This window comes from Streptomyces sp. NPDC029296 (assembly GCF_055569255.1).
This window is the reverse complement of the sequence record NZ_JBVHXT010000003.1, coordinates 35,027-61,660: the sequence shown is the minus strand read 5'-3', so window position 1 is coordinate 61,660 and position 26,634 is coordinate 35,027. Positions and strand designations below refer to the sequence as shown.

The following is a 26,634-nucleotide window of genomic DNA, read 5'->3' as shown; positions in this document are numbered from 1 at the left end:
GCGCGTACCGCCGGGCCGTCAGACGGGCGGGTACCCGTCGCGCAGCAGGCGGAAGAACTCCGCCTCGTTGCCGGCCAGCCCGGCGCACGCGAGCGCCTGTTCGGCCTCGGCCAGCACCGCGGGCGGGACGACGGCGGGCCGGCCGCCGACCGGTCCGTCGAGGGCGGCACGCACCGTGTGGAGCAGCCGCAGATACGCCTGGACGGCGGTGCGCTCACGGTCGGTCAGTACGGCGGTGGGCATCGGTCGGCTCTCCCCGGGGTAGGCGTCACGGTCACGCGCCCTGCGGCGCCGTGCGCCGCGTCCGCGGCGCACACCCCCAGCTTGCCGCCCGCCACTGACAATGCCGTCCGGCTCGGCCCGTGTTCGCCCGCTCAGCGCAGGCGCGGGAGGGAAACGGCCCCGCCCAGGGGCGCCGTACGGCCCGTGCGGGGGCCGCCTTCGCCGCGGGCGCCGTACGCGCGCGGCTCAGGACTCGGGGCGCTTGACGCTCTCCAGGAGCATGTCCAGCCATTCCGCGACCTTGTCCCGGTGCTGGTCGGTGGGCAACTGCGCGGCCCGCCAGGCGATTCCGCGCACCCCGTGGTCCTGGAGGAGCCGCTCCAGCGGATCCTCCGCGGCCTCGACGTCGGCCCGCTCCCGGTCCGCCAGCTTCTGCAGCAACTCCTGCTCGACCCGCTGCAACGCGCCCGCCAGCGCCTCGGGGTCCTCCGCGGTGAGGAAGCCGGCGTGCACCCGGAAGAAGCGCTGCAACGCGTCGCAGTGCTCCATGGTGGGCCGCCGGTCGCCGTTGATGAGGGCCCCGGCCTGCTGCCGGGACATGCCCGCGCCGTCGGCGATCTCCTGCTGGGTGTACCGGCGTCCGCCCGGCTTCAGCCGGGTGCGGCGCAGCAGGTCCAGGCGCTGCAGGAACCGGGCCTGGACGTCCGGCTCGCCCGCCGGCCGGCCGCTGAGCAGGGCCCGGACCACCGGTTCGGGCACCCCGCAGGCGATGGACAGCCGCCCGACGTCGAAGACCTCGGCGTGCGGGACGCCGAGCCGGTCGGCGAGCGCGGTGACGCGGGCGACGACGGCCGGCAGCTGGGCGGTCGCCGAGGCGCCCGGATCCTCGTAGCCATCCGTCACCGACAGAACTCCTACGTCTCTAAAGAGGGCTTCAGATGCGTCCGTGCTTCTCACGAGCGATCGCCGTGAACTTCCCGGAGAGTAGCCCCTGTCCGGAACTCACATCCAGGTGTCGCCACAACTGTGGCGAATTTCAGCCGTCAACCGGCATGAAATGCCACGATAGTTGACATGGCTCTTGCCTGGGCAGCAGGATCGCATCGCCGCGTGAAAGGCCGCAGAGGCAAGAGGGGTGACCTCCCGATGGCACATCAGGCAGGAGGGCAGCGGCCGGCACCGCGGCCCGTCCCCGACACTTGCGACACCCGGGCGTACCTCCAGGACTACGGGGCGCTGCTGGAGTACATGTCGTGTCCGTCCCTGGTCGTCGACCGCCAGTGGAACGTGGTCATGGCGAACCGGGCGTTCGAGGCGCTGTTCGGCGGCGTGCGCCCGCATCCGACGGCCATGCCGGGGGAGAACTTCCTGCGGTTCGTCCTGTTCCACCCGGACGCGGGCGAGATCCTCGGCGAGCACGAGCCGGACTGGTGCCTGCCGATGCTGGCCCAGCTCCGCACCGCCCTGGAGTCCAGCGGGCACGACCACGAACTCCAGGCCGTGCGGCGGGAGATCGCCCAGGACCCGATCATGGAGGCCGCCTACCGGCACGGCCTGCCGCACTGGATCCACGCCGTCGGCGAGGCCGCGACCCGCCTCGACGGCGCCGTACGCCTGCTGCACCACCCGGACCCGCGCCACGGGCGCACCGAGTGCCGCATCGTCGAGGAGGCGCCGCAGCCGCTGCGGGAGCTGGGCTACCGGCGCCTGACGATGGTGCTGCGCGAGCCCCGCCGCCCCGCCGCGCCGGTACGCCGTCCCCGCCGGACCCGGGGCGCCGCCTCCCACCTCACGGCCGTCCCGACGCCCGACAGCTGACCGGTCCGCCGGATCCGGGCGGCCCGCTCCCTACGCGGGATCGGCGGATGCACAGCAGCACCGCCAGACACGCCGGGCGCATGCCGGCCATCGGGGCGGTCGTCGCCCTCGCCGCCGGCCTGCTCGTCACCCTCGCCCCGGCCGGCCCGCGGCGCAACCCCGCCAAGGGCCGCCCGGCCACCGCGACCGGCCCGCGGAACGTCTACACGCCCGGCAAGGCGGTCGACGGCGACCCGGACTCCTCCTGGGAGTCGGCCGACAACGCCTTCCCGCGGTCCTGGACGGTGGACCTCGGCGCGTCCTGCGGCGTGCGCCGCCTGGTGCCGAAGCTGCCGCCGGCCGCCGCCCGGGGAGCGCGCACCCGGACCGTCGCGGTGCTCGGCGGCACCGACGGGGCGACCTGTGCGACGGTGGCCGGCGCCCAGGGCCGCCGCTTCGACCCGGCCACCGGCAACACCGCGACGGTCACCCTGCCCGGCGGCACGGACCCGCGCCATCTGCGCCTGACCGTCAGCGCCGACACCGGCCGGCCGGGCGGCCGGTTCAGCGAGGTGGAGGTGTATCCGTCCTGAGCCGGACACCGGGGGAGCCGGGCCCGGGCACCGGGGCGCGGCTCCCTCCTCAGCGCTCCAGCTCCCGGTGGGCCGTCTCCGGCAGCCGCAGGTACACCAGCGAGGACAGCAGGCACAGCGCGGCGACGTACCAGGGGAAGAGCCCGGAGCGGCCCAGTTCCTTGAACAGCGTGCCGACGTACGGGGCGGTGCCGCCGAACAGCGCCACGGTGAGCGAGTAAGGGAAGCCGATGCCGGCCGCGCGCACCCGGGGCGGGAAGACCTCGGCGTTGACGGCCGCGCTGACGGAGGTGAACCCGGTCAGCAGCACCATGCCCGCGCAACTCACCAGCAGGAGCACGGCGAAGGAGTCGCGCAGCAGGTGCAGCAGCGGCACGCACAGCACGGCGAAGCCCACCCCGAAGCCCAGCAGCAGCGGCCGGCGCCCCACCCGGTCGGACAGCAGCCCGCCGAGCGGCTGGAGCAGGGCGAAGAAGCCCAGCGAGACCGTGCTCGCGAGCAGCGCGTCCGACTTGTCGACGCCCGCGTTGAGTTCGGCGTACGTCGGCAGGTACGACGTCCAGGTGTAGTAGGCGAGGGTGCCGCCCGCGGTGATGCCGGCGATGAGCAGGGACTGGCGCGGATGGCGGCGCAGCGCCTCGAACAGGCCCGGCCGCGGCGCCTGCCGCTGCCCGGGGCTGCGGGTCTCCTCCGCGCCGCGCCGGATCCAGAAGCCGACCAGGCTGAACACCCCGCCGAGCCAGAACGGCACGCGCCAGCCCCAGCCGTCCATCGAGGGCTCGGCGAGCGTGTTCACGAGCAGGGTGGCGATGCCGGACGCGACCAGCTGTCCGGCGGTCGTGGAGACGTACTGGAAGCTGGAGAACAGCCCGCGCCGGCCCGGTCCCGCCGACTCCACGAGGAAGGTGGTCGAGGCCGCGAACTCGCCGCCCACCGACAGCCCTTGCAGCAGCCGCGCGGCGACCAGCACCACCGGGGCCGCGAGGCCCGCCGAGGCGTAGGTCGGGGTCAGGCCCACCAGCAGGCTGCTGCCGCCCATCAGCAGGATGGTGACGGTGAGGGCGGCCCGCCGGCCGCGCCGGTCGGCGACGGCCCCCATGAGCAGTCCGCCCACGGGCCGCATGAAGAAGCCGACCGCGAACACGGCGAACGTCGACAGCAGCGGCACCAGGGAGTTCCCGGCGCCCTTGGGGAAGACCGCGGCGGCGATGTAGGTGGCGAGAAACGTGTAGGCGTACCAGTCGTACCATTCCACGGCGTTGCCCATGGAAGCGGCGACAAGCTGTCGCGCGGGTCGCCTCGTCCGCTCCGGTGCCGTCGTCTGCTTGCCTGTCATGATCGCGTCCCTCCCCGGCCGGCGGGTGCCGCACACCTCATGTAGCGATGAGTTCACATCGGTGCCATCGCACCCTTCCCTGACGTTTGCTGCTCTTGGAACACTCGCTCCGCGCACGTTCCGTCATCCGGCGGCACCGTGCACGTCAGGATGAGAGGACCCTCGACCCATGCCCGAAGTCAACCGGCGGCGCTTCCTCCAACTCACGGGCGCCACCACGGCGTTCACGGCACTGGCCGGCAGCATCCAGCGTGCCGCGGCCCTGCCCGCCCGCTACCGCACCGGATCGGTGGACGACGTGGAGCACATCGTCGTCCTCATGCAGGAGAACCGTTCCTTCGACCACTACTTCGGCTCCCTGCGCGGAGTACGCGGCTTCGGCGACCCCCGCCCGGTCACCCAGAACGGCAGGTCCGTCTGGAAGCAGTCCGACGGCACGAAGGACATCCTCCCCTTCCACCCCGACGCCGACGACCTGGGCCTGGCCTTCATCCAGGACCTCCCGCACGGCTGGAACGACGGCCACACCGCGTTCAACGGCGGCAGGTACGACAAGTGGGTGCCCGCCAAGTCCGCGACGACGATGGCGTACCTGACGCGCGAGGACATCCCCTTCCACTACGCGCTCGCCGACGCCTTCACCGTCTGCGACGCCTACCACTGCTCGTTCATCGGCTCCACGGACCCCAACCGCTACTACATGTGGACGGGGTACACCGGCAACGACGGCCAGGGCGGCGGCCCGGTCCTCGGCAACGAGGAGAAGGGCTACGGCTGGACGACGTACCCCGAGCGCCTGGAGCGGGCCGGGGTCTCCTGGAAGATCTACCAGGACGTCGGCGACGGCCTGGACGCGAACGGCTCGTGGGGCTGGATCAACGACGCCTACCGCGGCAACTACGGCGACAACTCGCTGCTCTACTTCAACCGGTACCGCACCGCCCAGCCCGGCGACCCGCTGTACGACAAGGCCCGCACCGGCACCGACGCCCGCAAGGGCGAGGGCCTCTTCGACCGGCTGAAGGCGGACGTCAAGGCCGGCACACTGCCCCAGGTCTCCTGGATCGTCGCCCCCGAGGCCTTCACCGAGCACCCCAACTGGCCCGCGAACTACGGTGCCTGGTACGTCTCCCAGGTCCTGGACGCGCTCACCGCCGACCCCGACGTGTGGGCGAGGACGGCGCTGTTCATCACCTACGACGAGAACGACGGCTTCTTCGACCACGTCGTCCCGCCCCACCCGCCGGCCTCCGCCGCCCGGGGCAAGTCGACGGTCGACCCCGCGCCCGACCTGTTCAAGGGCGACGCCGGCCATGTGGCCGGCCCCTACGGGCTCGGCCAGCGGGTGCCGATGCTGGTCGTCTCCCCGTGGAGCAAGGGCGGTTACGTCTGCTCCGAGACCTTCGACCACACCTCGATCATCCGCTTCATCGAGCGCCGCTTCGGCGTCCGGGAGCCCAACATCTCGCCGTGGCGCCGTGCCGTCTGCGGCGACCTGACCAGCGCCTTCGACTTCTCCCGCCAGGACACCGCACCAGCGGCGCTGCCCTCCACGGCCGGCTACCGGCCGCCGGACCGCGACCGGCACCCGGACTACGTCCCCAAGCCGCCCGCCCAGGGCACCCTGCCCCGGCAGGAGCCCGGCAGCCGGCCCACCCGCCCGCTGAGGTACGCGCCCGTGGTGGACGGCGCCGCGGACACGGCGGCCGGCAAGTTCACCCTCACGTTCGCCTCCGGGGCGGGTGCCGGCGCGGCCTTCCTGGTGACGTCCAACAGCCGCACCGACGGCCCCTGGACCTACACCACCGAGGCCGGCAAGACGCTCTCGGACACCTGGAACTCGGTGTACTCCGGCGGCGACTACGACCTCACCGTGCACGGGCCCAACGGTTTCCTGCGCGTCTTCAAGGGCCGCAACAAGGTGGCCGGCCCCGAGGTCACCGCCCGGCACACGGGCGACGACATCGAGCTGACCTTCACCAACAAGGGCTCCGGCACGGCGCGGCTGAAGGTCACCGACGGTTACGGCGCCGCCCCGGTCACGGTGACGGTACGGCCCGGCGCGACCGTGAGGCAGACCGTGGGCCTCGCGGCGAGCAAGCGCTGGTACGACCTGACCGTGACCTCGGACGCCGACCCGGCCTTCCTGCGCGGCTTCGCCGGCCACGTGGAGAACGGACGGCCCGGCGTCAGCGATCCGGCGATCGCCACGGGGTGATCGGCCGATGAACACCGCTCCGTGCGGACTGGTCAGGTACCGGTCAGATCAGGGTAGTGTGCCCCGGTGACCACGCAATCCAACACCCCTGCCGGCTGGTACCCGGACCCGCACGGAGCCCAGAACACGCTCCGTTACTGGGACGGCACGCAGTGGACCGACCACACCAACCCGGGCCAGCAGGCCGCCGGGCAGGTCCCGCCGCAGCAGGCCCCGGCCCAGCAGGCCGCCTTCCCGCAGCAGCAGGCCGCCGCCGACCCCAAGGTCCAGCGCCAGGTGCAGCGGCAGGCCGGTGTCGCGGCCGGCGGCGCCGGCGGCGGCACCCTCTTCACCGAGCCCGTCCTGGTCGTGAACCAGAAGGCCAAGCTCATCGAGCTGACCAACGAGTACAAGGTCATGGACCAGAGCGGCCGGGAGATCGGTTCGGTCACCCAGGTCGGGCAGGGCATCCTGCGCAAGATCCTGCGCTTCGTCTCCAGCCTGGACCAGTTCCTGACCCACAAGCTGGAGATCCGCGACGCCCACGGCCGGCCGCAGCTGCTGCTGACCCGGCCCGCGAAGATCTTCAAGTCCCGGGTCGTCGTGACCCGCCCGGACGGCTCCCCGGTCGGCGAGATCGTCCAGAAGAACATGATCGGCAAGATCAACTTCGCGATGATGGCGGACGGCCGGCAGGTCGGCGCGATCAAGGCGGAGAACTGGCGCGCCTGGAACTTCGCGATCGTCGACCACGCGGACAGCGAGGTCGCCCGGATCACGAAGACCTGGGAGGGCCTGGCCAAGACGCTCTTCACGACCGCGGACAACTACGTCCTGCAGATCCACTACCAGCTGCCCGAGCCCCTGCTGAGCCTCGTGGTGGCGACCGCGCTGACGGTCGACACCGCGCTGAAGCAGGACGCGCGCGGCTGGGGGTGACCCGCGGCGGCAGGAAGAAGCGCGGCCGGTGCCGGCGGGGCCTCCCGCCGGCACCGGCCGTCGCCGTGTCCGTTCAGAGCGCGGTGAGATGCCCCGGCTGCTCCGGCTGCCGCGGCACCAGCGCGGGTCCCTCGTCGGCCGCTCGCGGCCCGCGCCGGCGTGCTGCCGGAGCCGGTTTCCCGGTGGCCGCACGCGGCCCGGGCCGGGAGCGGACCAGGGCCGGTTCCGCGGTGGCCGTGTCCGGCTCCAGGGCCAGTACGGCCGCCACCGGATGCTCCTCGTCCACCGCCGGGCCGCCGGGCCGGGGCGCCGCCCGGGTCAGGAGCAGCACACCCCAGGAGGCCAGTCCCGCGCCGACGACGGCCAGCAGCACCCCGCCGGCCCCGCCCCGCAGGCCCTGCCCCAGCAGGCTGAGGCCGATCACCGCGGCGGCCACCGGGTTGGCGAGGGTGACCACGGCCAGCGGCGCGCCCAGCCCGCCCCGGTAGGCGGTCTGGGACAGCAGCAGTCCGCCGACGGCGAACGCGGCGACGAGCACGGCGCCCACGATCACCTCGGTGCTCAGCACCGGCCCCGAACGGTCCGTGGCCGCCACCGTCACCGTCTGGGTGAGCGCGGACGCCACCCCGGAGGCGAAGCCGGACGCGGTCGCGTGCCGCAGGCCCGGCCGCGCGCCGGGCCAGGACAGCAGGCCGATGGCGGCGGCCGTCGCCCCCGAGACCGCCAGCGCCGCCGGCAGCGACAGCACCCGCGCGGGCGCCGGGCCGGACGCGGCGACCAGCAGCGCGGCCAGCCCCAGCAGGGTGAGCGCCGTACCGCGCCACTCCACCGCCCGCACCCGCCGCCCGGCCGCCCGCGCGCCCAGCGGCACGGCCGCGACCAGGGTGAGCGCGCCCAGCGGCTGTACGACGGTCAGCGGGCCGTACTTCAGGGCGACGACGTGCAGCAGCGCGGCGGCGGCGTTCAGTCCGACCGCCGACCACCAGGCGCCGGTGCCCAGCAGCCGCAGCAGCCCGGTGCCGGCGCTGCGCGCGGCCAGCCGTTCCTGGGCGACGGCGGCCAGTGCGTAGGCGACGGCCGACACCAGCGACAGGCCGAGGGCGGCCGGCGCGGCGGCGCTCACCGGCCCGCTCCCGCCAGGACGGGCTCCCGGGTGACCGGGAGGCCGGTGCCGCGTCCCGCCGTGGTGGCGGTGTGCCGGGGCCGGGGGACGGCGGCGAGGGCGAGGCCGAGCATCACCGTGGCCACGAGCGCGTCGAGCCAGTAGTGGTTCGCCGTGCCCACGATCACCAGCAGGGTGACCAGCGGGTGCAGCAGCCACAGACGGTGCCACCGGGAGCGGGTCGCCGCGATCAGGCCGACGGCCACCATCAGCGCCCAGCCGAAGTGCAGCGAGGGCATCGCCGCGAACTGGTTGGACAGGTGGTCGCTGGCGGGCGGGCCGTACACGGAGGGGCCGTAGACCCGGCCGGTGTCCACCAGCCCCGTTCCGGTCAGCATCCGCGGCGGGGCCAGCGGGAAGGTGAACGGCAGTACCAGGGCGGCCGTGGTGACCACCGCGAGGACCCGGCGGGCCCAGACGTAGTGCGCGGGCCGGCGTACGTACAGCCAGACCAGGAAGGCGAGCGTGGCCGGGAAGTGGACGGTCGCGTAGTAGGTGTTCGCCAGGTGGACGAGGGTGTCGCCGTGCAGCAGCGCGGACTGCACGGTGTTCTCGTGGGGCAGGTGCGCGGCCCGCTCCAGGTCCCACACGCGGCGAGCGTTGTGGAAGGCGTCCCCGGTGTGGCCGGTGGCCAGTCGGCGGCCCAGTTTGTAGACCAGGAAGAGCCCGGCGACCAGCAGGAACTCACGTATCAGAGGCGGACGTGCCGGGGTCGCCGGTGCCGCCTCCGCAGGCTCGGTTCGGGCATTCATCCCCCGGCCCCTTCACTGACGGTGGTGCGTGTGGTGGTGCGTACGCGCCCCGGCCGGTCGCCGGGACTGATCGATACGTTTCCGTACCGATACGCCAGTGTACCGATACGGCTGAGTACCGGTACACTGGCGTATCGATTGATGTGCGCCACACTGGAGACAGCACGAGTGAGGGGAAGCAGCGCATGACGTCGCAGGCCGCGGAGGGACCGGACACGGTTATCGCCTCGCGCCGCTCCAAGATCACGCCGGAGCGTGAGCGGGAGTTCTTCGACGCCGTGCTGGAACAGATCCGCGAGTGCGGCTACGACTCCGTCACCATGGAGGGCGTCGCCGCCAGCACCCGCTGCAGCAAGTCCACGCTCTACCGGCAGTGGAAGACCAAGCCGCAGTTCGTCGCGGCGGCGCTGCGGGCCAGCCGCCGGGTGCGGTTCGCCGGCATCGACACCGGCTCGCTCGCCGAGGACCTGCGCCAGGCCGCGCGGGCCGCGGGCGACTGGTCCGGCAAGGACACCCGGCTGCTCCAGGCGCTGGGGCACGCGGTGACCTCCGACCAGGAACTGGCCCGGGCGCTGCGCGAGGCGCTGATCCACCCGGAGATCGCCGCGCTGGAGGAGATGCTCGCCCGGGGCGTGGACCGCGGCGAGGTCCGGGCGGACCACCCCGCGCTGGAGTACATCCCCGCCATGATGTTCGGCGTTCTACGGGTACGGCCGGTCCTGAATGGGCAGTATGCCGACGCCGACTACCTGGTCCGGTTCGTGGAGGCGGCCGTGCTGCCCGCGCTCGGACTGGGATGAGACCCAGGCCGCCGTTCACGGGATGACTGAACGGCGACCTGCTCGCGCCGCACCGTGGGGACGGGGGCGGCGCGCACCCCGGCCGGGTGGGATTCCCCTTGAGCGGAGGGGAACCCCACCCGGCCGACTTGCGTTTCCGCTCCCGCCGCGCGGGGCGGGCCGGCGCGGATCCGGGTAACCGGGACCGGTGGGCGGTCGTTGGCGATGTGCTCCTCGGATGACCCTGGACGACCCTTCGAAGGGATCACGCCGGATGGCCGCCATCTGTCCGAACTGCCATCTGGCGGAAATGATCGCGTACGTCGTCAACGACGAGGGACTGCACCCCTTTCCGTGCCTGGAGTGCAACGCCGGCACACTCCGCTCGGGCCCGTACGGGCACCTCTCCGGAGCGGCGCCGTGCGCCACCGACGGCTGCCGGGGGTCCGTGCGCGACGACTACCAGTACGACACCAAGGGGCGCCTGTCCCGTCTGGACCGCATCAGGTGCCGGTTCTGCGGGACGGGCGCGGCGGGAGCCTGAGGCCGCCCGCCCGAAGCGCCCGGCCGGAGGCCCGGCCGGGCGCCGGTTGCGCGCCGCCCCGCCCGGGCCGGCACGGCCGGTGGCTACACGGCCTGTCCGTCGCCCGTGCCGGTGGCGGACGAGACCTTGATCCCCTTCACGATCCGGTCGATGACGGACGGTTCCCGGCCGACGTCCAGACCGAAGCGGACCACGACGATCCGGTCCGGGTCGTCGGGGGAGGGGAAGGCGACGGACTGGACGTAGCCGTCCGCGCCCTTGCTGGTGACCGCCTTCCAGCGCACCAGGTAGCCCTTCTGGCCGGCCACCGTCACCGCCTCGCTGGCCAGCACCTCGTGCGAGGTGATGGCGCCGTAGGTGGTGCCGCCGTAGGACTCCTTGGCGTTGGCCGCGATGTCCGCCTTCGCGACCTCCTCGGCGGTGTCCCCCTTGATCCGCAGCACGGCCGCGGGAGCCGTGTAGGCACCGCCCGCGGTGCAGGTCTGCGTCGTGTCGCCGGGGCACTTGTAGGTGTCCTCGGAGGTCACCTGCGCGCCCGCGCTCATCGTCCGGCCGGTCCAGCCCTTCGGCACCGGCAGGCTGATCCCGTTGACCGGGTCCGGCACCGTGCCACCGCCCTCGACCTCCGGCGGCCCGGACGGCCCCGGGGACGGCGACTCGCCACCGGACCCACCGGACCCGCCGGACCCGCCGGGTCCGTCCGGCCCGCCGGAACCCTCGGAGCCCCCGGACCCGCCGCCCGGGCCCTGCCCCTGCCCCTGCTGCCCCTGCCGGGAGCCCGCGCGGTCGCCGCCGCCGTCGTCCTTGGCGAGGGCGTACACGCCGACCCCGATGCTCGCCAGTACCGCGGCCGTCACCGCCACGGCTATCCCGGTGCGCAGCCCGCCCCGGGACCGGGCCGGCGGCTGCGCCGGATACGCGGGATACCCCGGGTGCCCGCCGTATTCCCCTGGAGCCGGGGCGCCCGGCCGCGCCTGCGGTGCCGGGGGACCCCACGGGGCGGCCGTGCCCGCCGGGCGGGTCCGGTCCGTCCAGGCCGTGCCGTCCCACCAGCGCTCGGTGGGCGGGCCGTCGTTCGTCTGCCCGGGGTCGGGGTACCACCCGGGAGGAGTCGCCTGCGTCATGCCCCCACGGTATGAGGTGACGGTGAAAGCGGGATGAGAGGATCCGCCGCCCCTTCGGGCGAACCCGGGCAAACCATCAGTGACCTCCCGCCGGTGTCGTCCGTGCGTACCGCCCTTCACCCGGCCGGGCAGCACCTGCGCCGACCACCCCCGCGGGCCCCGCCGGACGGCTACGCTCGGTGCCGGTGTGTCACGCGTGCGGCCCGGGGAGGGAACGGATGACGGACGGACGGCCATCGGCGGCCGGCTCGGCACCCCTGTGGGAGCGGGACACCGAGATCGCCACCGCCGTGGCGGCGCTCGACGCCCTGTGCGCCGGCCGGAACTCGGCGGGCGGCCTGCTCGTCTTCCGCGGCAAGGCCGGACTCGGCAAGACCGCGCTGCTGGCCGAGATCCGCCGCATGGCCGAGCGCCGCGGCTGCGCCGTCTGGTCCGCCCGCGGCGCCGAGACCCTCGGATCCGTCCCGTTCCACGTACTGCGCCAGCTGCTCCAGCCCGCGCTGCTGTCCCTCCCGGACGAGGAGGCCCGCGAGTACCTGGGCGACTGGCACGAGATTGCCGGCCCCGCCCTCGGCATAACCCGACCGCGCGCGGACAAGGCCGACCCGTACTACGTCCGCGACGGACTCGTCGCCGCCGTACGCCGCATCGCCCGCCGGGCCTGGCCGCTGGTGCTGCTCCTCGACGACGCCCACTGGGCCGACCCGGAGACCCTGCGCTGGCTCGCCGCGTTCGCCGAGCGCCTGGCCGACGTGCCCGTCCTCGTCGTGGTCGCCCGCAGGCCCGACCGGACCGGCGGGGCCGGCGCCCGTCATCTCGACGCGGCCGCCGCCGCCGCGGGCCGGCCGGTCAACGACCTCAGCGCCCTCACCCCGGACGCCACCGCCGGACTCACCCGCGCCACCCTCGGCCCGTACGCCGACGACGCCTTCTGCCGCGAGGTCTGGGCGGTCACCGACGGCAACCCCTACGAGACCGTCGAACTCCTCGCCAAGGTGCACGACAGCGAACTGCGGCCGGTCGAGGCGCACGCCGGGGAGCTGCGCGCGCTCAACCGCGCGGCCCGCGGCGGCGGACTGGTCGACCGCATCAGGAGCCTCGGCCTGGAGGCCACCCGGTTCGCCTGGGCCGCCGCGATCCTCGGCACCGGCATCACCGTCGGCATGGTCGCCCGCCTCGCCACCATGGACGAGGACCTCGCCCGCGAGTGCGCCGACGTACTGTGCACCGCCCGCATCCTCACCCGCCCCCAGCCGTCCGGCGGCGAACGGGACGCGGGCGAGCTGGAGTTCGTCCACCCGCTCATCGCCACCGCCGTCTACCAGTCCATCCCCTCCGGCGTGTGCACCGCCATGCACGGCGTCGCCGCGCGGATCATCACCGAGCTGGAGCGCGGCGCCGCCGAGGCCGCCCGGCACCTGCTGAAGGTGCACCCGGACGAGGACGAGGAACTCGTCGAGCAACTGCGCCAGGCCGCCCGCGAACACCTCGCCGTCGGCGCCCCGGACGCGGCCCGCCGCTGCCTGGAACGCGCGCTGCGGGAACCGCCCCGCCCCGAGGCGCACGCGCACGTGCTGTACGAACTGGGCTGCGCCACCCTGCTGACCAACCCCGCCGTCTCCATCGACCAGCTGCGCAGCGCGCTCGGCATGCCCGGCCTCGACGGGGACGACCGGGTGCACGCCGTCGTCCGCCTCTCGCAGGCCCTGCTGCACAACGACCAGCTGGAGGAGGCGGTCCGCACGGTCGGCACCGAGGCCGCCCGGCACGCGCCCGGCCCGGACCGGCTGCGGCTCCAGGCGTTCCAGTTCATGTGGGAGGGCATCCACGGCGAGACCGTCGCCCCGGACCGCTCCCGGCGCCTCGCCGAACTCGCGGGCACCTGCACCGGCCGCGACAACGCCGAACGCGCCCTGCTGATCCTGCGCGCCTTCGACGCCATGGCCCACGGCGAGAGCGCCGACGCGGTCGTCGACCTGTGCGACCGCGCCCTCGTCAACGGCCGCCTCGCGCCCGGCCTCGGCTGGACCGACCCCGAGTGGGGCATGGAACTGCTGATGATGCTCGGCAGCGCGTACGCCTACGCCGACCGGCTCGACCGCGCCGAGAGCCTGTTCTCCGAGGCCCGGCGCGTCTACACCTCGGCCGGGTGGCGCGGCGTCCACCTCTCCCTGGCCAACGCCTTCCTCGGCCTCGCCTACCGCAGACAGGGCCGGCTGCCCGACGCCGAGTCCACCCTGCGCGAGGCCGTGCGCCTCGCCGAACGCGTCGGCCGCCGCCTGCCGTTGTACTGGTCGGCCACCTGCGGGCTGGTCGACACGCTGCTGGCCCGCGGCCACGTCGAGGAGGCCTGGTCGGTCGCCGAGCAGTACGGCTTCGCGCCGCCGTACCCGTCCACCATCGTGCTGCCCGACATCCGCTCGGTGCGCGGCCGGCTGCTGCTCGCCGTCGGCCGCACCGCCGAGGGCGTCGGCGAGCTGGAGGCCGCCGAGAAGACCGCCGCCTCCCGCGGCGGCCACAACCCGGTCCTCGCGCCCTGGTCCGTCGACCTCGCCCGGGCCCTCGCCGCCTCGGACCCGGCCCGCGCCACCCGGCTCGCCGCCGACGCCCGCGAGCAGGCCGAGCGGTTCGGCACGGACACCGCCATCGGCGAGGCCCTGCGCTGCGCCGCCGCGCTGGAGACGGGCCAGCGCGCGGTACGGCTCGCCGCCCGGGCCGTGGCCTATCTGGAGGCATCGCCCTGCCAGTACGAGCACGCGGCGGCCCGGATCGAGTACGGCATCGCCGCGGGCTCGGCCGCGGACCTCACCCGGGGCCTGGACCTCGCCCGGCTGTGCGGCGCGGACGGCCTGGCGGCCAAGGCCCGCCAGGCGCTGGCGGCAGGGCCGGATCCGCGCTGAGCCGGGCGAGGCCCGGCAGTCCGGCAACCGTCCGGCGAGCGCGTCCGGCCGGTGCCGCACCGGGGCCGCGGGCGGCCCCTTGCGCGACGGGGGCCGGGTGCGGCACACGGCTCACGGCGTCGCCGCTCAGCACGCCGGGCCGGTGGACATGCCCCCGGCCCGGGCGCACCGCACCCCCGGCCACGCGCCGCCGCCGGGACCGGCGGGGCCGCCCTCGGTGCCGCTCAGGCGGTCTCCTCCTCGGCGAGCACCCGCTGGGCCGTCGCGAACGCCGAGTTGGCCGCCGGCACCCCGCAGTACACGGCCGTCTGCAGCAGCACCGCGCCGATCTCCTCCGGCGACAGCCCGTTCCGGCGCGCCGCCCGGACGTGCATGGCCAGCTCGTCGTAGTGGCCGTGCGCGACCAGCGCCGTCAGAGTGATCATGCTGCGCTCGCGGCGCGACAGCGTCGGGTCGGTCCAGATCTCGCCCCAGGCGTAGCGGGAGATGAAGTCCTGGAAGCGGGCGGTGAACGGGTTCTGCCGGGCCTGCGCGCGGTCCACGTGGGCGTCGCCGAGCACCTGCCGGCGCATCGCCAGCCCGCTCGCCGGCGGCCCGTCCAGCCGGGTGCGCAGCGCGGCCAGCACGGCCCGGGGGACCTCGGCCGGGGCCAGGTGGGAGGCCCCGGGCAGCTCCACCAGCGCCGCCCCCGGCACCGCGTCCGCGATCTCCCGCAGGTGCGCGGGCGGGGTCGCGGGATCCTCCCGGCCGGCCACGAGGAGTGTCGGTACGGTGATCCGGGCGAGCCGGTCGCGCAGGTCGAACGCGGCGAGCGCGTCGCAGCAGGCCGCGTACGCCTCCGGGTCGGCCGACCGGTGGTCCCGGATCAGTTCCGGCACGCTGAATCCGGGGGTGAACCAGCGTGCGCCGGCGCTCTCCACCAGCCACTCGAGGCCCTCGCGGCGCACCCGCTCGGCCCGCTCCCGCCAGGGCGCCGCCCCGCCGAAGTGGGCCGAGGAGCACAGCAGCGCCAGCGAGGTCAGCCGCTCGGGGTGGTGGACGGCCAGGTGCAGGCCGACCGCGCCGCCCAGGGACACGCCCGCGTAGGCGAACCGGTCGATGCCGAGGGCGTCGGCCAGCGCCAGCACCAGCGCGGCCAGGTCGCCCACGGTCGCGCCCGGCCCGATCAGGTCCGCCGCCGAACCCCCGTGCCCCGGCAGGTCCCAGCGGACCACCCGGTGGCTCGCGGACAGCTCGGGCGCCACCCGGTCCCACAGGGCCAGCGAGGTGCCGAGCGAGGGTCCGAGCAGCAGCGGCGGCGCGGAGGCGGGGCCTTCCGCGCGGTGGTTGAGGAGGGTCACGGTCAACGTCGCTCCAGAGCACGGTCGGTGAGCAGTCCGGCGAAGCCGGTGTAGCGGGCTGGGTCGGTCGCCTCGTCCAGGTCCAGGCCGGCCAACTCCTCCTGTTCACCGAGGAGGTCCCGCAACGGGCGGTCCTCGGCATGGGCGCGGCGGGCCAGTTCGGTCAGCAGCTCCCCGGCCCGCGCCCGGCCGAGGACGGGCGTGAGGAGGGCGGTCAGCCGCTCGGAGACGATCAGTCCCCGGGTGCGGAAGAGGTTCCGGCGCATCGCGTCCGGGTGCACGCGCAGCCCCTCGGCCAGCTCCGCCGCGTGCCCGGCCGCGCCGCCCACCAGCCGGAGCAGATCGCGCAGCGGCTCCCACTCGGCGTGCCAGGCGCCGGCCGGCCGTTCGTCCTCGGCGGCCAGCGAGCCGTACAGCGTCGCCGCGAGCTGGGGAGCGCGCCGGGCGGCGGACGCGAGGAGGGTGGCGCGCACCGGGTTCGCCTTGTGCGGCATGGCGGACGAGCCGCCGCCGCTGCCCTCGCTCACCTCGCCGGTCTCGGTGCGCGACAGCGTCAGCACGTCCACGGCGAGCTTGCCCAGCGCGCCCGCCGTGAAGGCCAGGCACCCGGCCAGGTCCGCGACCGGCGTGCGCAGCGTGTGCCACGGCAACGCCGGTGCGGCGAGGCCGAGTTCACGGGCGTACGCCTCCGTCAGCGCGGCCGGGTCCGGGGCGCCGTACGCCCGGAAGGCCGCCAGGGTGCCGGCGGCCCCGCCGAGCTGGGCGGGGAGCGAGCCGCGTACCCGGGCGAGGCGGTCGCGCGCGTCCAGGACCAGCGCCCGCCAGCCGGCCGCCTTCAGCCCGAACGTGGTCGGTACGGCGTGCTGGGTGAGCGTCCGGCCCGGCAGCACGGTGTCCCGGTGCCCGGCGGCGAGGCGGGCCAGCGCCCGCTCCGCGCGCCCGAGGTCGGCCAGGACCGGGCCGAGGGCGCGCACGGCGACCAGCATCGTCGCCGTGTCCATGATGTCCTGGCTGGTGGCGCCCCGGTGCACATAGGGGCCGTACTCCGGGCCGGCCGCCGCGGTCAGGTCGGCGGCCAGCGGGATGACCGGGTTGCCGCCGCCGGCGGCACGGGCGGCCAGGGAGGGCAGGTCGAACCGGGCCGGGTCGGCGGCCTCGGTCACCGCCGCGGCGGCCCCGGCCGGGGCGAGCCCCAGCGCGGCCTGCGCCCGGGTCAGCGCGGCCTCGGCGTCGAGCAGCGCCCGCAGGTACGCGGGGTCGCCGGTCTCGGACGCGGCGCCCGCCGCCCCCCGGCCGGGGTCCAGCAGGCCGGTGTCGGCGCAGGATGAGGACTCGGATGTCACTGGAACTCCAGGAAGACCGTCTCGCCTTCGCCCTGAAGGCGGATGTCGAAACGGTAGGTGCCGTTCCCCTCGTCGCCCGCGATCAGCGTGTCGCGCCGCTCGCCCACCCGGGCCAGCAGCGGGTCGGCGGCCAGCGCGGCGTCGTCGCCCGGCAGGTAGATCCGGGTGAACAGGTGGACCAGCAGGCCGCGCGCGAAGACGCAGACGCCGAGGTACGGCGCGCTGCGCCCACGCGCGCCGGGGCGCAGCGTACGCGCGTACCAGTGGCCGTCCGCGTCCGTCTGGATCCGTCCCCAGCCGGTGAACTCCACGCCGTTGCGCCCCAGGAAGCCGCCCGTGGCCGGGTCGCGGCGCAGGGAGCCGTCCACCCGCGGCACCGTGCCGTCCGGGCGCGGGCCCCACAGTTCGATCAGCGCGTCGGGCAGCGGCTCGCCGGTGCCGTCGAGGACGTACCCGTGCACGGTGACCGTGTCCGGGTGGCCGAGCGGGGCGATCTCCTCGCCGCCGCGGAACGGCAGCGCGTAGCCGTAGAACGGGCCGACCGTGTGGGACGGGGTGGGCAGCACCCGCTCCGGGCTGCCCGGGTCGATGATGGTCATGGCGGTCAGCGTCCTTCTTCGATCCAGGTGGCGGCCGGGCCGTCCAGCACGATGTCCCAGTGGTAGCCGAGGGAGAACTCGGGCACCGACAGGGCGTGGTCGTAGGTGGCGACCAGCCGCTGCCGGGCCGCGTCGTCCGTCACCGACTGCAGGATCGGGTCGTACGGGAACAGCGGGTCGTTCGGGAAGTACATCTGGGTCACCAGCCGCTGGGTGAACGCCGTGCCGAACACCGAGAAGTGGATGTGGGCCGGGCGCCAGGCGTTCACGTGGTTGCGCCAGGGGTAGGGGCCCGGCTGGATGGTGGTGAAGCGGTAGCGGCCGTCGGCGTCGGTGAGGGTGCGGCCGACCCCGGTGAAGTTCGGGTCCAGCGGCGCGTCGTGCTGTTCGCGCTGATGGGCGTAGCGGCCTGCCGAGTTGGCCTGCCAGATCTCGACCAGCTGACCGCGGACCGGCCGCCCGTCGCGGTCCAGCAGCCGCCCGGAGACCGTGATGCGCTCGCCGAGCGGCTCCCCGGTGTGCTGCCGGGTGAGGTCGCTGTCGACCTCGGTGATGTCACGCTCCCCGAAGGCGGGGGAACGCAGCTCCACCAGCTCCGGGTCCCGACGCGTGTCGATCGCCACAGGGGGCTGCTTCGGGTGGCGCAGCACGGAGGAACGGTACGGCGCGTAGTCGCGGCGCGGATGGTGCTCGACGGGCGCTCCGTCGGCGACGCGCTTGGCGTACGCGGCGCGTTCGGCGGCGATCTCCTGATCGATGTCCTGCTGGGTGAGAGCCATGGTGTTACTGACGCTTCCTTATCGTTCGAGGACGAGGGCGAGGCCCTGGCCCACGCCGATGCAGAGGGTGGCCACGCCGGTGCCGGAGCCGCGGCGGGCGAGCTGATGGGCGACCGTCCCGGCGAGCCGGGCCCCGGAGGCGCCGAGCGGATGGCCGAGCGCGATGGCGCCGCCGAGGGGGTTGAGGACGGCCGGGTCGAACTCCGGCCATTCGGCGAGGCAGCCGAGCACCTGCGCGGCGAACGCCTCGTTCAGTTCCAGGACCGACAGATCGCCGAAGCCCTTGCCGGCCTTGGCGAGGGCCCGGTTGACGGCCTCCACGGGCGCCAGCCCGAAGTACTGCGGGTCGGTCGCCGACAGGCCGGTCGCGCTGATCCGGGCCAGCGGCTCCCGGCCGGTGGCCCGCAGACCCTCCTCGTCGGCGAGGAGCAGGGCCGCGGCGCCGTCGTTCAGGGGGGAGGCGTTGCCTGCGGTGACCGTGCCGCCCTCGGCGCGGAAGGCGGGCCTCAGCTGCGCCATGGCGGCGAGGGAGGCGTCCGGCCGTACGCACTCGTCGGCGGCGAAGTCCACCGGTTCGGCCTTGCGCCGCGGGACGGGGACGGGCGCCAGCTCGGCGTCGAAGAGACCCCGCTCCCGGGCGGCGGCGGCCTTGTGGTGGGAGGCGAGGGCGAACTCGTCCTGCCGCTCCCGGGTGATGCCGTGCTTGTCGGCGATTCTTTCGGCGCTCTCGCCCAGCGGGATGGTCCACTGCGGGTCCATCCGGGGGTTGACCATGCGCCAGCCGAGCGTGGTCGAGTACAGCTCGGTGTGGGCGGCCGGGAACGGGCTGTCCGCCTTCGGCAGGACGTACGGCGCCCGGGTCATGGACTCCACCCCGCCCGCCACGGCGAGAGACGCGTCGCCCAGGGCGATGGCGCGGGCCGCCTGGACCACCGCCTCCAGGCCGGAGGCGCACAGCCGGTTCACGGTCACGCCGGGCACGGAGGTCGGCAGTCCGGCGAGCAGCGCGGCCATCCGGGCGACGTTGCGGTTCTCCTCGCCGGCGCCGTTGGCGTTGCCGAGGTAGACGTCGTCGATCCGGGCCGGGTCCAGCTCCGGGGTGCGGGCGAGGAGCGCGCGGAGGGTGTGGGCGGCCAGGTCGTCGGGGCGGACGGTGGCCAGGGCGCCGTTGTACCGGCCGAACGGGGTGCGGACGGCATCGACGATGTACACGGACTTGGGCGTGTGAGCGCGGTTCACAGCAGACTCCCCGCAACGGTCAGTTCCGCGTCGGTCCGGGCGATGACCTCGTCCACGCTCACGCCCGGCGCGGTCTCGGCCAGCGTCAGCCCGTCCTCGGTGACGTCCAGGACCGCCAGGTCCGTGATGACCCGGTTCACACACCCCTTGCCTGTGAGCGGCAGTGTGCACTCCTCGAGGATCTTCGCCGAGCCGTCCTTCGCGGTGTGCGTCATCACCACGATCACCTGCCGGGCCCCGTGCACCAGGTCCATCGCGCCCCCGATCCCGGTCACCAGCTTCCCGGGCACCGCCCAGTTGGCCAGGTCGCCCCGGGCGGACACCTGCATCGCACCGAGCACGGCCACGTCGATGTGCCCGCCCCGGATCATCGCGAACGACAGCGCCGAGTCGAAGAAGGAAGCGCCCGGCAGCACCGTCACGGTCTCCTTGCCCGCGTTGATCAGATCGGGATCGACCTGGTCCTCCGTGGGGTACGGACCGGTGCCCAGAATGCCGTTCTCCGACTCCAGGACCACCTCGACGCCCTCGGGCAGATGGTTCGGGATCAGCGTCGGCAGCCCGATCCCCAGGTTCACGTACTGGCCGTCCCGCAGCTCACGCGCCGCGCGGGCGGCCATCTCCTCGCGTGTCCAGGCCATCAGCCGCTCACCGTCCGGAACTCGATCCGCTTGTCCGCCGCCTGCTCCGGGGTGAGCGGCACCACCCGCTGCACGAAGACGCCCGGCACGTGCACCGCGTCCGGATCGAGTACGCCGGGCTCGACCAGCTCCTCCACCTCGGCGATGGTGATCCGGCCGGCCATCGCGGCCAGCGGGTTGAAGTTGCGGGCCGACCTGCGGAACACCAGGTTGCCGTGCTGGTCCCCGCGCGCGGCCCTGACCAGCGCGAAGTCGGTGCGGATGCCCCGCTCCAGCACGTACTCCACACCGTCGAACTCCCGCACCTCCTTCGGCGGCGAGGCCAGCGCGACCCCGCCCGAGCCGTCGTAGCGCCAGGGCAGCCCGCCCTCGGCGACCTGGGTGCCGACGCCGGCCGGGGTGTAGAAGGCGGGGATGCCGGCGCCGCCCGCGCGCAGCCGCTCGGCCAGCGTGCCCTGCGGAATCAGCTCCAGCTCCAGCTCACCCGCCAGGTACTGGCGGGCGAACTCCTTGTTGCCGCCGATGTACGAGCCGGTCACCCGGGAGATCCGGCCCGCGGCCAGCAGCACCGCCAGCCCGGACTCCATCGCCCCGCAGTTGTTCGACACCACGCTCAGTGCGCCGACACCGCGCTCGTACAGCGCCTGGATCAGCACGTTCGGCACACCGCTGAGCCCGAACCCGCCGACGGCGAGGGACGCGCCGTCCGGCACATCGGCCACCGCCTCGACGGCGCCGGCCACCACCTTGTCCATCCGTGAAGCTCCGTCTCTCCCGCCCAGATAGTCAGGGCACTGAGTATTTGGCTGAGGTGCCGCTCACGCTGCCATCGGAGACGTACGCCGTCAAGACCTGGATTTCTCCCACCGCGCACAACAGGACAGCCGGTCCGGCGTCCGGGTATCGTTCAGTGCACCAACGAATCGATCAGGGGAGCGCACATGGCCGCGGTGGACCTCGCCACCCATCCCGGACACCTCGCCCGGCGGCTCCAGCAGGCGCACTACCTGCTGTGGAACACGATGGTCTCCGAGGAGATCACCTCGCCGCAGTTCGCGGTCATGAACGCGCTCGTCGCCGAGCCCGGACTCGACCAGCGGACCGTGGGGGAGCGGGTGGGCCTCGACCGCTCCACGATCGCCGAGGTGATCAGCCGCCTCGACCGCCGGGGACTGCTGCACAAGGTGCGCGACCCGCGCGACGGCCGGCGCTTCTTGCTCCGCCTCACCGACGAGGGCGCACGCACCCACCGCAAGCTGTCCGTGCGCACCGCCCGGATGAACCAGGTGTTCCTCGCCCCGCTGTCCGCCGAGGAGCAGAGCCTGTTCTTCGACCTGCTCCGCCGGGTCGCCGACGCGGCCGAGGACCTGCGCCATCCGGCCGAGCCCCTGGCCGCCCGGGGCTGACCGCGCCGCTCCCGCTGACTGCCGCCGCCCCCGCCTGCCGGGTTCGGCGCCGGTCCGCCCGGGTACCCGGCCGCCACGCCCACGGACGAGGCGGTATGTGACCGAGGGAGTGTGACGCATGAAGGCAGTCACCTGGCAGGGAAAGCGCGACGTCCGGGTCGAGGACGTGCCCGACCCGCGGATCGAGGAACCCACGGACGCCGTCATCCGCGTGACGTCCAGCGGACTGTGCGGGTCCGACCTGCATCTGTACGAGGTGCTCACCCCGTTCATGACCCCGGGTGACATCCTCGGCCACGAGCCCATGGGCATCGTGGAGGAGGTCGGCCCCGAGGTGCCGAACCTGCGGCCCGGCGACCGGGTCGTGGTGCCGTTCCAGATCGCCTGCGGGCACTGCTTCATGTGCGACACGGGCCTGCCCACCCAGTGCGAGACCACCCAGGTCACCGGCGAGGGCATGGGCGCCCCCCTGTTCGGCTACACCCGCCTGTACGGCGCCGTGCCCGGCGGCCAGGCCGAGTACCTGCGGGTCCCGCAGGCGCAGTTCGGCCCGATCAAGGTCCCCGAGGGCCCGCCGGACGACCGGTTCGTCTACCTCTCCGACGTGCTGCCCACCGCCTGGCAGGCCGTCGAGTACGCCGCCGTCCCGCCCGGCGGCACCCTCGCGGTCCTCGGCCTCGGCCCGATCGGCGACATGGCCTGCCGGATCGCCAGGGCCCGCGGTGCCGAGCGGGTCCTCGGGGTCGACCTGGTGCCCGAGCGGCTGGCCCGGGCCCAGCGGCGCGGGGTCGAGACGTACGACCTCAGGGCCTTCGACGACGAGAAGGCACTGGTGCACGCCATCCGGGACGTGACCGGCGGCCGGGGCCCGGACGCCGTGATCGACGCCGTCGGCACCGAGGCGCACGGCAGCGCCGCCGCCAAGCTCGCCCAGACGGCGACCTCGATGATGCCCCGCAAGCTCAGCGGTCCGCTCGCCGAACGCTTCAGCATCGACCGCCTCGGCGCGCTGTACATGGCGATCGACCTGGTCCGGCGCGGCGGCACCATCTCGCTGAGCGGCGTCTACGGCGGCATGGCCGACCCGATGCCGATGCTCACCCTCTTCGACAAGCAGATCCAGCTCCGCATGGGCCAGGCCAACGTCCGCCGCTGGACGGACCAGATCGTCCCCTACCTGACGGACGAGGACCCGCTCGGCGTCGACGACTTCGCCACGCACCGGGTGCCGCTGGCACAGGCCCCGCACGCGTACGAGATGTTCCAGCGCAAGCAGGATGGCGCCGTCAAGGTCCTGATGCGGCCGTAGCGCGCACCAACCGGCCGCCGCGCCTGCCGGCCCGCGGACTTGCCGGCCGTGGCGCCTGCCGGCCCGCCGGCGCACCGGTCGCGGTCGCTCAGCCGCCCTTCTCGCCGAGAACCTCCGCCAGGTCGTAGCGCACCGGCTCCTCCAGCTGGGCGTAGGTGCAGCTGTCCGGCGTACGGTCCGGGCGCCAGCGGCGGAAGCGGGCCGTGTGCCGGAACCGCTGCCCGTTCTCCATGTGGTCGTAGGCCACCTCGGCCACCCGCTCCGGCCGCAGCGGCACCCACGACAGGTCCTTCTTCCCGGACCAGCGGCTCGGCGCCCCCGGCAGCCGGGCCGTCTCGTGCGCGGCCTCGTCCGCCCAGGCGGCCCACGGGTGCCCCGAGACGTCGTCCATCCGCAGCGGCCGCAGTTCCTCGGCCAGTTCGGCGCGCCTCTTCATGGAGAACGCGGCCGACACGCCGACATGCTGGAGCCGGCCCCGCTCGTCGTACAGCCCCAGCAGCAGCGAGCCCACCACCGGTCCGCTCTTGTGCAGGCGGTACCCGGCGACGACCACGTCCGCCGTCCGCTCGTGCTTGACCTTGAACATGGCCCGCTCGTCCTGGAGATAGCGCAGGTTCGGCGGCTTGGCCACGACCCCGTCCAGTCCGGCGCCCTCGAACTGCTCGAACCACCGCCGGGCCACCTCGATGTCGGCCGTCGAGGGGGCCACGTGCACCGGCGGGGTCGCGTGGGCGAGGGCCCGGTCCAGCAGGGCACGGCGGTCGGTGAGGGGCACGTCGAGCAGGGCGTGGTCGTCCAGGGCCAGCAGGTCGAAGGCGACGAAGGACGCCGGGTTCTTCTCGGCCAGCATCCGCACCCGGGAGGCCGCCGGGTGGATGCGTTCGGTCAGCGCGTCGAAGTCCAGCCGCCCGCCGCGCGCGATCACGATCTCCCCGTCCAGCACGCACCGCTCGGGCACCCGCTCCCTCAGCGCCTCGACCAGCTCGGGAAAGTACCTGGTCAGCGGCTTGCCGGTGCGGCTGCCCAGCTCGACCTCGGCACCGTCGCGGAACACGATCGACCGGAAGCCGTCCCACTTCGCCTCGTAGTGCATCCCCGGCGGGATCTTCGCCACCGACTTGGCGAGCATCGGCTTCACGGGCGGCATGACGGGCAGATCCATGCTCCGATTCTGCTCGCATGCATATGGCTTCGCCCGGTATGCGAGGTATACGGGGTGCGCCTACGGTGGCCGCATGGGCGATGCGGTGGAACTGGAGGTGGGCGGCCGGACCGTACGGCTGTCCAGCCCGGACAAGGTGTTCTTCCCGGAGCGGGGCTTCACCAAGCTGGACCTCGCCCGGTACTACGCCTCGGTCGCCCCCGGCATCCTGCGTGCCCTGCGCGAGCGCCCCACCACCCTGGAGCGCTACCCGGACGGCGTCGGCGGCGAGTGGTTCTTCCAGAAGCGGGCCCCCAAGGGCATGCCCGACTGGATCCCGACCGCCCACATCACCTTCCCCAGCGGGCGCAGCGCCGACGAGATGTGCCCCACCGAGGAGGCCGCCGTGGTGTGGGCCGCCCAGTACGGCACCCTCACCTTCCACCCCTGGCCGGTCCGCGCCACCGACGTCGACCACCCCGACGAGCTCCGCATCGACCTCGACCCGCAGCCCGGCACCGACTACGACGACGCGGCCCGCGCCGCGGGCGAACTGCGCGCGGTGCTGGACGAGTTCGGCGGACTGCGCGGCTGGCCGAAGACCTCCGGCGGCCGGGGCCTGCACGTCTTCGTCCCCATCGAGCCCCGCTGGACCTTCACCCAGGTGCGCCGCGCGGCGATCGCGGTCGGCCGGGAGATGGAACGCCGGATGCCCGGGCACGTCACCATCAAGTGGTGGAAGGAGGAGCGCGGGCGCCGCATCTTCCTCGACTACAACCAGACGGCCCGGGACCGCACCATCGCCTCCGCCTATTCGGTGCGCCCCCGCCCGCACGCCCCTGTCTCGGCCCCCCTGCGCTGGGAGGAGGTCGGCGTCGCCCACCCCCGCGACTTCGACCTCGCCACCATGCCGGCCCGGTTCGCCGAACTCGGCGACGTGCACGCCGACATGGACGACCACGCCTACTCCCTGGACGCGCTGCTGGAACTGGCCCGCCGGGACGAACACGACCACGGCCTGGGCGACCTGCCGTACCCGCCGGAGTACCCGAAGATGCCCGGCGAGCCCACCCGCGTCCAGCCGAGCCGGGCCCGCCGCACACCACCGGACTGAGCCGCCCCCGCCTCGCCCGGAGGGATCACGGCGGGACGGTCCGGGTGCCGGCCCGGGCTTGGCCCCGGACCACCCCCGGCGCCCCTCGCCGGCGTCCCGCGCGGTACGCGGCCCGGCCGGCAGCACACGGTGCACGCCCCGGCCTGCCGCGGCACCGGCCCGGGCGGCACCCCGCGGCTATCCTGAGCGCCAGCCGCCGACGAGGAGTGTCCCGAAGTGACCGAGGCAGTGTCGCGTCCCACCCTGGAGGCCGTGGCCGCGCGGGCCGGGGTGTCCCGGGCCACCGTGTCCCGGGTGGTCAACGGCGGCGACGGGGTCCGCGAGCCGCTGGCCGAACGGGTCCGCCGGGCCGTGGACGAACTGGGCTACGTCCCCAACCAGGCCGCGCGCAGCCTGGTCACCCGCCGCCACGACGCCGTCGCGGTGGTCATCGCCGAACCCGGCACCCGGGTCTTCGCCGACCCCTTCTTCGCGCTCCAGCTGCGCGGCATCAGCAAGGAGCTGACCGCGCACGACAACCAGCTGGTGCTGCTGCTCACCGAGGGCCGCGCCGACCACGCGCGCGTGGCCCGCTATCTCGCCGGCAACCATGTCGACGGCGCGCTCGTCTTCTCCCTGCACCTGGACGACCCGCTGCCCGGCCTCATACGCGACGCGGGCGTGCCCACCGTGTTCGGCGGGCGCCCGCACTGGGGCACCGCCCCCGGGGCCGGGGACCCCGGCGTGGTCTACGTCGACTGCGACAACCGGGGCGGGGCCCGCGCGGCGGTACGGCATCTGCTGGACCTCGGCCGCCGGCGGATCGCCCACCTCACCGGGGCGCTGGACCAGACCTCGGCGGTGGACCGGCTCGACGGCTACCGGGACGCCCTCGCCGAGGTGCCCGGCGCCGGTGATCCCCGGCTCGTCGTGGAGAGCGACTTCACCCCGGCCGGCGGTGAATGCGCGATGCGCGAACTCCTCGACCGCTGCCCGGACGTGGATGCCGTGTTCGCCGCGAACGACCTCACCGCGCTCGGCGCCCTGCGGGTGCTGCGCGAGCACGGCAGGCGCGTGCCCGAGGACGTGGCGGTGGCCGGCTTCGACGACATGGCGCCGCTCGCCGAGCAGACCGACCCGCCGCTGACGACGGTACGCCAGGACATCGAGGGCATGGGCCGGCTGATGGCCCGCCTGCTGCTGGAGGACCTGTCCGAGGTCCGGGACCGGGAGCGCACGACGGCCGGTGCCCCCGGCGCGGCGGGCAGGAGCGTGATCCTGCCGACCACCCTGGTGCGCCGCGCCTCCGCGTGAGCCGCGCGTCGCCCGGTCCGGTCCGCCCGCACCCCGGGTGACCCCCGATCCCGGGTGACCCGGGTGCTCCGGGTGTCCCGGGCAC

24 protein-coding genes and 1 pseudogene are annotated in these 26,634 nt (G+C 74.4%); 11 read left to right on the top strand and 14 right to left on the bottom strand.

From position 1 onward, the window contains the following. Window positions 1-18: 18 nt before the first annotated feature. The gene (locus tag ACZ4W9_RS03330) at window positions 19-243 is read right to left on the bottom strand and encodes a hypothetical protein (protein ID WP_467932839.1); all 225 of its coding nucleotides are present in this window, start codon (window positions 241-243) and stop codon (window positions 19-21) included. 225 nt (window positions 244-468) lie between these two features. After that, complete coding sequence (locus ACZ4W9_RS03325) at window positions 469-1,125, bottom strand: helix-turn-helix domain-containing protein (RefSeq protein ID WP_181798509.1); 657 nt, start codon at window positions 1,123-1,125, stop codon at window positions 469-471. 243 nt (window positions 1,126-1,368) lie between these two features. On the opposite strand from ACZ4W9_RS03325, the gene ACZ4W9_RS03320 reads away from it, so the two are divergent. Further along, the gene (locus ACZ4W9_RS03320) at window positions 1,369-2,040 is read left to right on the top strand and encodes an MmyB family transcriptional regulator (RefSeq protein ID WP_467932837.1); all 672 of its coding nucleotides are present in this window, start codon (window positions 1,369-1,371) and stop codon (window positions 2,038-2,040) included. A gap of 146 nt (window positions 2,041-2,186) precedes the next feature. Further along, a pseudogene (locus ACZ4W9_RS03315) lies at window positions 2,187-2,612 on the top strand (discoidin domain-containing protein); the annotation flags it as partial. 49 nt (window positions 2,613-2,661) lie between these two features. On the opposite strand, the gene ACZ4W9_RS03310 reads toward ACZ4W9_RS03315, so the two are convergent. Then, a complete protein-coding gene (locus tag ACZ4W9_RS03310) occupies window positions 2,662-3,948 on the bottom strand; it encodes an MFS transporter (RefSeq protein WP_467932835.1) in 1,287 nt (428 codons plus the stop codon). 169 nt (window positions 3,949-4,117) lie between these two features. On the opposite strand from ACZ4W9_RS03310, the gene ACZ4W9_RS03305 reads away from it, so the two are divergent. Beyond that, complete coding sequence (locus tag ACZ4W9_RS03305; RefSeq protein WP_467932833.1) at window positions 4,118-6,166, top strand: phosphocholine-specific phospholipase C; 2,049 nt, start codon at window positions 4,118-4,120, stop codon at window positions 6,164-6,166. Between the two features lie 66 nt (window positions 6,167-6,232). After that, window positions 6,233-7,084, top strand: a complete 852-nt coding sequence (locus ACZ4W9_RS03300; protein ID WP_467932832.1) for an LURP-one-related family protein — start codon at window positions 6,233-6,235, stop codon at window positions 7,082-7,084. Window positions 7,085-7,157: 73 nt separating this feature from the next. On the opposite strand, the gene ACZ4W9_RS03295 is transcribed toward ACZ4W9_RS03300, so the two are convergent. Together ACZ4W9_RS03295 and ACZ4W9_RS03290 are read right to left on the bottom strand one after the other, a co-directional pair. Continuing rightward, window positions 7,158-8,207 (bottom strand): hypothetical protein, encoded by a 1,050-nt coding sequence (locus tag ACZ4W9_RS03295; RefSeq protein ID WP_467932831.1) that lies wholly within the window; start codon window positions 8,205-8,207, stop codon window positions 7,158-7,160. Continuing rightward, window positions 8,204-8,998: a phosphatase PAP2 family protein gene (locus tag ACZ4W9_RS03290; RefSeq protein ID WP_467932830.1), complete on the bottom strand. Its 795-nt coding sequence runs from the start codon at window positions 8,996-8,998 to the stop codon at window positions 8,204-8,206. Before ACZ4W9_RS03290 ends, ACZ4W9_RS03295 begins: the two co-directional genes overlap by 4 nt. 185 nt (window positions 8,999-9,183) lie before the next feature. Here ACZ4W9_RS03290 and ACZ4W9_RS03285 point away from each other — a divergent pair, with 185 nt between their 5' ends. Both ACZ4W9_RS03285 and ACZ4W9_RS03280 read left to right on the top strand, forming a co-directional pair. Continuing rightward, window positions 9,184-9,798, top strand: a complete 615-nt coding sequence (locus ACZ4W9_RS03285; protein ID WP_467932828.1) for a TetR/AcrR family transcriptional regulator — start codon at window positions 9,184-9,186, stop codon at window positions 9,796-9,798. A gap of 253 nt (window positions 9,799-10,051) precedes the next feature. Further along, the gene (locus ACZ4W9_RS03280) at window positions 10,052-10,321 is read left to right on the top strand and encodes a hypothetical protein (RefSeq protein ID WP_467932826.1); all 270 of its coding nucleotides are present in this window, start codon (window positions 10,052-10,054) and stop codon (window positions 10,319-10,321) included. An 83-nt stretch (window positions 10,322-10,404) separates the two neighbouring features. Here the strand turns inward: ACZ4W9_RS03280 and ACZ4W9_RS03275 are convergent, their stop codons facing one another. Further along, window positions 10,405-11,445 (bottom strand): DUF2510 domain-containing protein, encoded by a 1,041-nt coding sequence (locus ACZ4W9_RS03275; protein WP_467932825.1) that lies wholly within the window; start codon window positions 11,443-11,445, stop codon window positions 10,405-10,407. A gap of 218 nt (window positions 11,446-11,663) precedes the next feature. Between ACZ4W9_RS03275 and ACZ4W9_RS03270 the strand changes: the two genes are divergently transcribed. Beyond that, complete coding sequence (locus ACZ4W9_RS03270) at window positions 11,664-14,345, top strand: ATP-binding protein (protein ID WP_467932824.1); 2,682 nt, start codon at window positions 11,664-11,666, stop codon at window positions 14,343-14,345. A 224-nt stretch (window positions 14,346-14,569) separates the two neighbouring features. Here the strand turns inward: ACZ4W9_RS03270 and pcaDC are convergent, their stop codons facing one another. Genes pcaDC through ACZ4W9_RS03235 form a run of 7 tightly spaced genes read right to left on the bottom strand, consistent with a single transcriptional unit; the run spans window position 14,570 to window position 21,041 of the window. After that, window positions 14,570-15,691 carry a bifunctional 3-oxoadipate enol-lactonase/4-carboxymuconolactone decarboxylase PcaDC gene (pcaDC, locus tag ACZ4W9_RS03265; RefSeq protein WP_467932822.1) on the bottom strand — a complete coding sequence of 374 codons (1,122 nt, stop codon included), beginning with the start codon at window positions 15,689-15,691 and terminating at the stop codon, window positions 14,570-14,572. Beyond that, complete coding sequence (gene pcaB, locus ACZ4W9_RS03260; RefSeq protein ID WP_467932820.1) at window positions 15,688-17,028, bottom strand: 3-carboxy-cis,cis-muconate cycloisomerase; 1,341 nt, start codon at window positions 17,026-17,028, stop codon at window positions 15,688-15,690. The genes pcaDC and pcaB overlap by 4 nt, the downstream gene beginning before the upstream one ends. Beyond that, window positions 17,025-17,627 (bottom strand): protocatechuate 3,4-dioxygenase subunit alpha, encoded by a 603-nt coding sequence (pcaG, locus tag ACZ4W9_RS03255; protein WP_467932819.1) that lies wholly within the window; start codon window positions 17,625-17,627, stop codon window positions 17,025-17,027. The genes pcaB and pcaG overlap by 4 nt, the downstream gene beginning before the upstream one ends. Window positions 17,628-17,632: 5 nt before the next feature. Further along, a complete protein-coding gene (gene pcaH, locus ACZ4W9_RS03250; protein ID WP_467932818.1) occupies window positions 17,633-18,406 on the bottom strand; it encodes a protocatechuate 3,4-dioxygenase subunit beta in 774 nt (257 codons plus the stop codon). An 18-nt stretch (window positions 18,407-18,424) separates the two neighbouring features. Then, the gene (locus ACZ4W9_RS03245; protein WP_467932817.1) at window positions 18,425-19,645 is read right to left on the bottom strand and encodes a thiolase family protein; all 1,221 of its coding nucleotides are present in this window, start codon (window positions 19,643-19,645) and stop codon (window positions 18,425-18,427) included. Then, window positions 19,642-20,286, bottom strand: a complete 645-nt coding sequence (locus ACZ4W9_RS03240) for a CoA transferase subunit B (RefSeq protein WP_467932816.1) — start codon at window positions 20,284-20,286, stop codon at window positions 19,642-19,644. The genes ACZ4W9_RS03245 and ACZ4W9_RS03240 overlap by 4 nt, the downstream gene beginning before the upstream one ends. Next, a complete protein-coding gene (locus ACZ4W9_RS03235) occupies window positions 20,286-21,041 on the bottom strand; it encodes a CoA transferase subunit A (RefSeq protein WP_467932814.1) in 756 nt (251 codons plus the stop codon). Before ACZ4W9_RS03235 ends, ACZ4W9_RS03240 begins: the two co-directional genes overlap by 1 nt. Before the next feature lie 186 nt (window positions 21,042-21,227). Here ACZ4W9_RS03235 and ACZ4W9_RS03230 point away from each other — a divergent pair, with 186 nt between their 5' ends. Both ACZ4W9_RS03230 and ACZ4W9_RS03225 read left to right on the top strand, forming a co-directional pair. Beyond that, window positions 21,228-21,692, top strand: coding sequence for a MarR family winged helix-turn-helix transcriptional regulator (locus ACZ4W9_RS03230; RefSeq protein WP_467932813.1), 465 nt, complete (start codon window positions 21,228-21,230; stop codon window positions 21,690-21,692). Between the two features lie 118 nt (window positions 21,693-21,810). Next, complete coding sequence (locus tag ACZ4W9_RS03225; RefSeq protein ID WP_467932812.1) at window positions 21,811-23,001, top strand: zinc-dependent alcohol dehydrogenase; 1,191 nt, start codon at window positions 21,811-21,813, stop codon at window positions 22,999-23,001. Between the two features lie 88 nt (window positions 23,002-23,089). On the opposite strand, the gene ACZ4W9_RS03220 is transcribed toward ACZ4W9_RS03225, so the two are convergent. Beyond that, window positions 23,090-24,163, bottom strand: coding sequence for an ATP-dependent DNA ligase (locus tag ACZ4W9_RS03220; protein ID WP_467932811.1), 1,074 nt, complete (start codon window positions 24,161-24,163; stop codon window positions 23,090-23,092). Between the two features lie 73 nt (window positions 24,164-24,236). Between ACZ4W9_RS03220 and ligD the strand changes: the two genes are divergently transcribed. Further along, window positions 24,237-25,256 carry a non-homologous end-joining DNA ligase gene (gene ligD, locus ACZ4W9_RS03215; RefSeq protein WP_467932809.1) on the top strand — a complete coding sequence of 340 codons (1,020 nt, stop codon included), beginning with the start codon at window positions 24,237-24,239 and terminating at the stop codon, window positions 25,254-25,256. Window positions 25,257-25,472: 216 nt separating this feature from the next. Then, window positions 25,473-26,549: a LacI family DNA-binding transcriptional regulator gene (locus tag ACZ4W9_RS03210; protein WP_467932808.1), complete on the top strand. Its 1,077-nt coding sequence runs from the start codon at window positions 25,473-25,475 to the stop codon at window positions 26,547-26,549. Window positions 26,550-26,634: the final 85 nt, after the last annotated feature.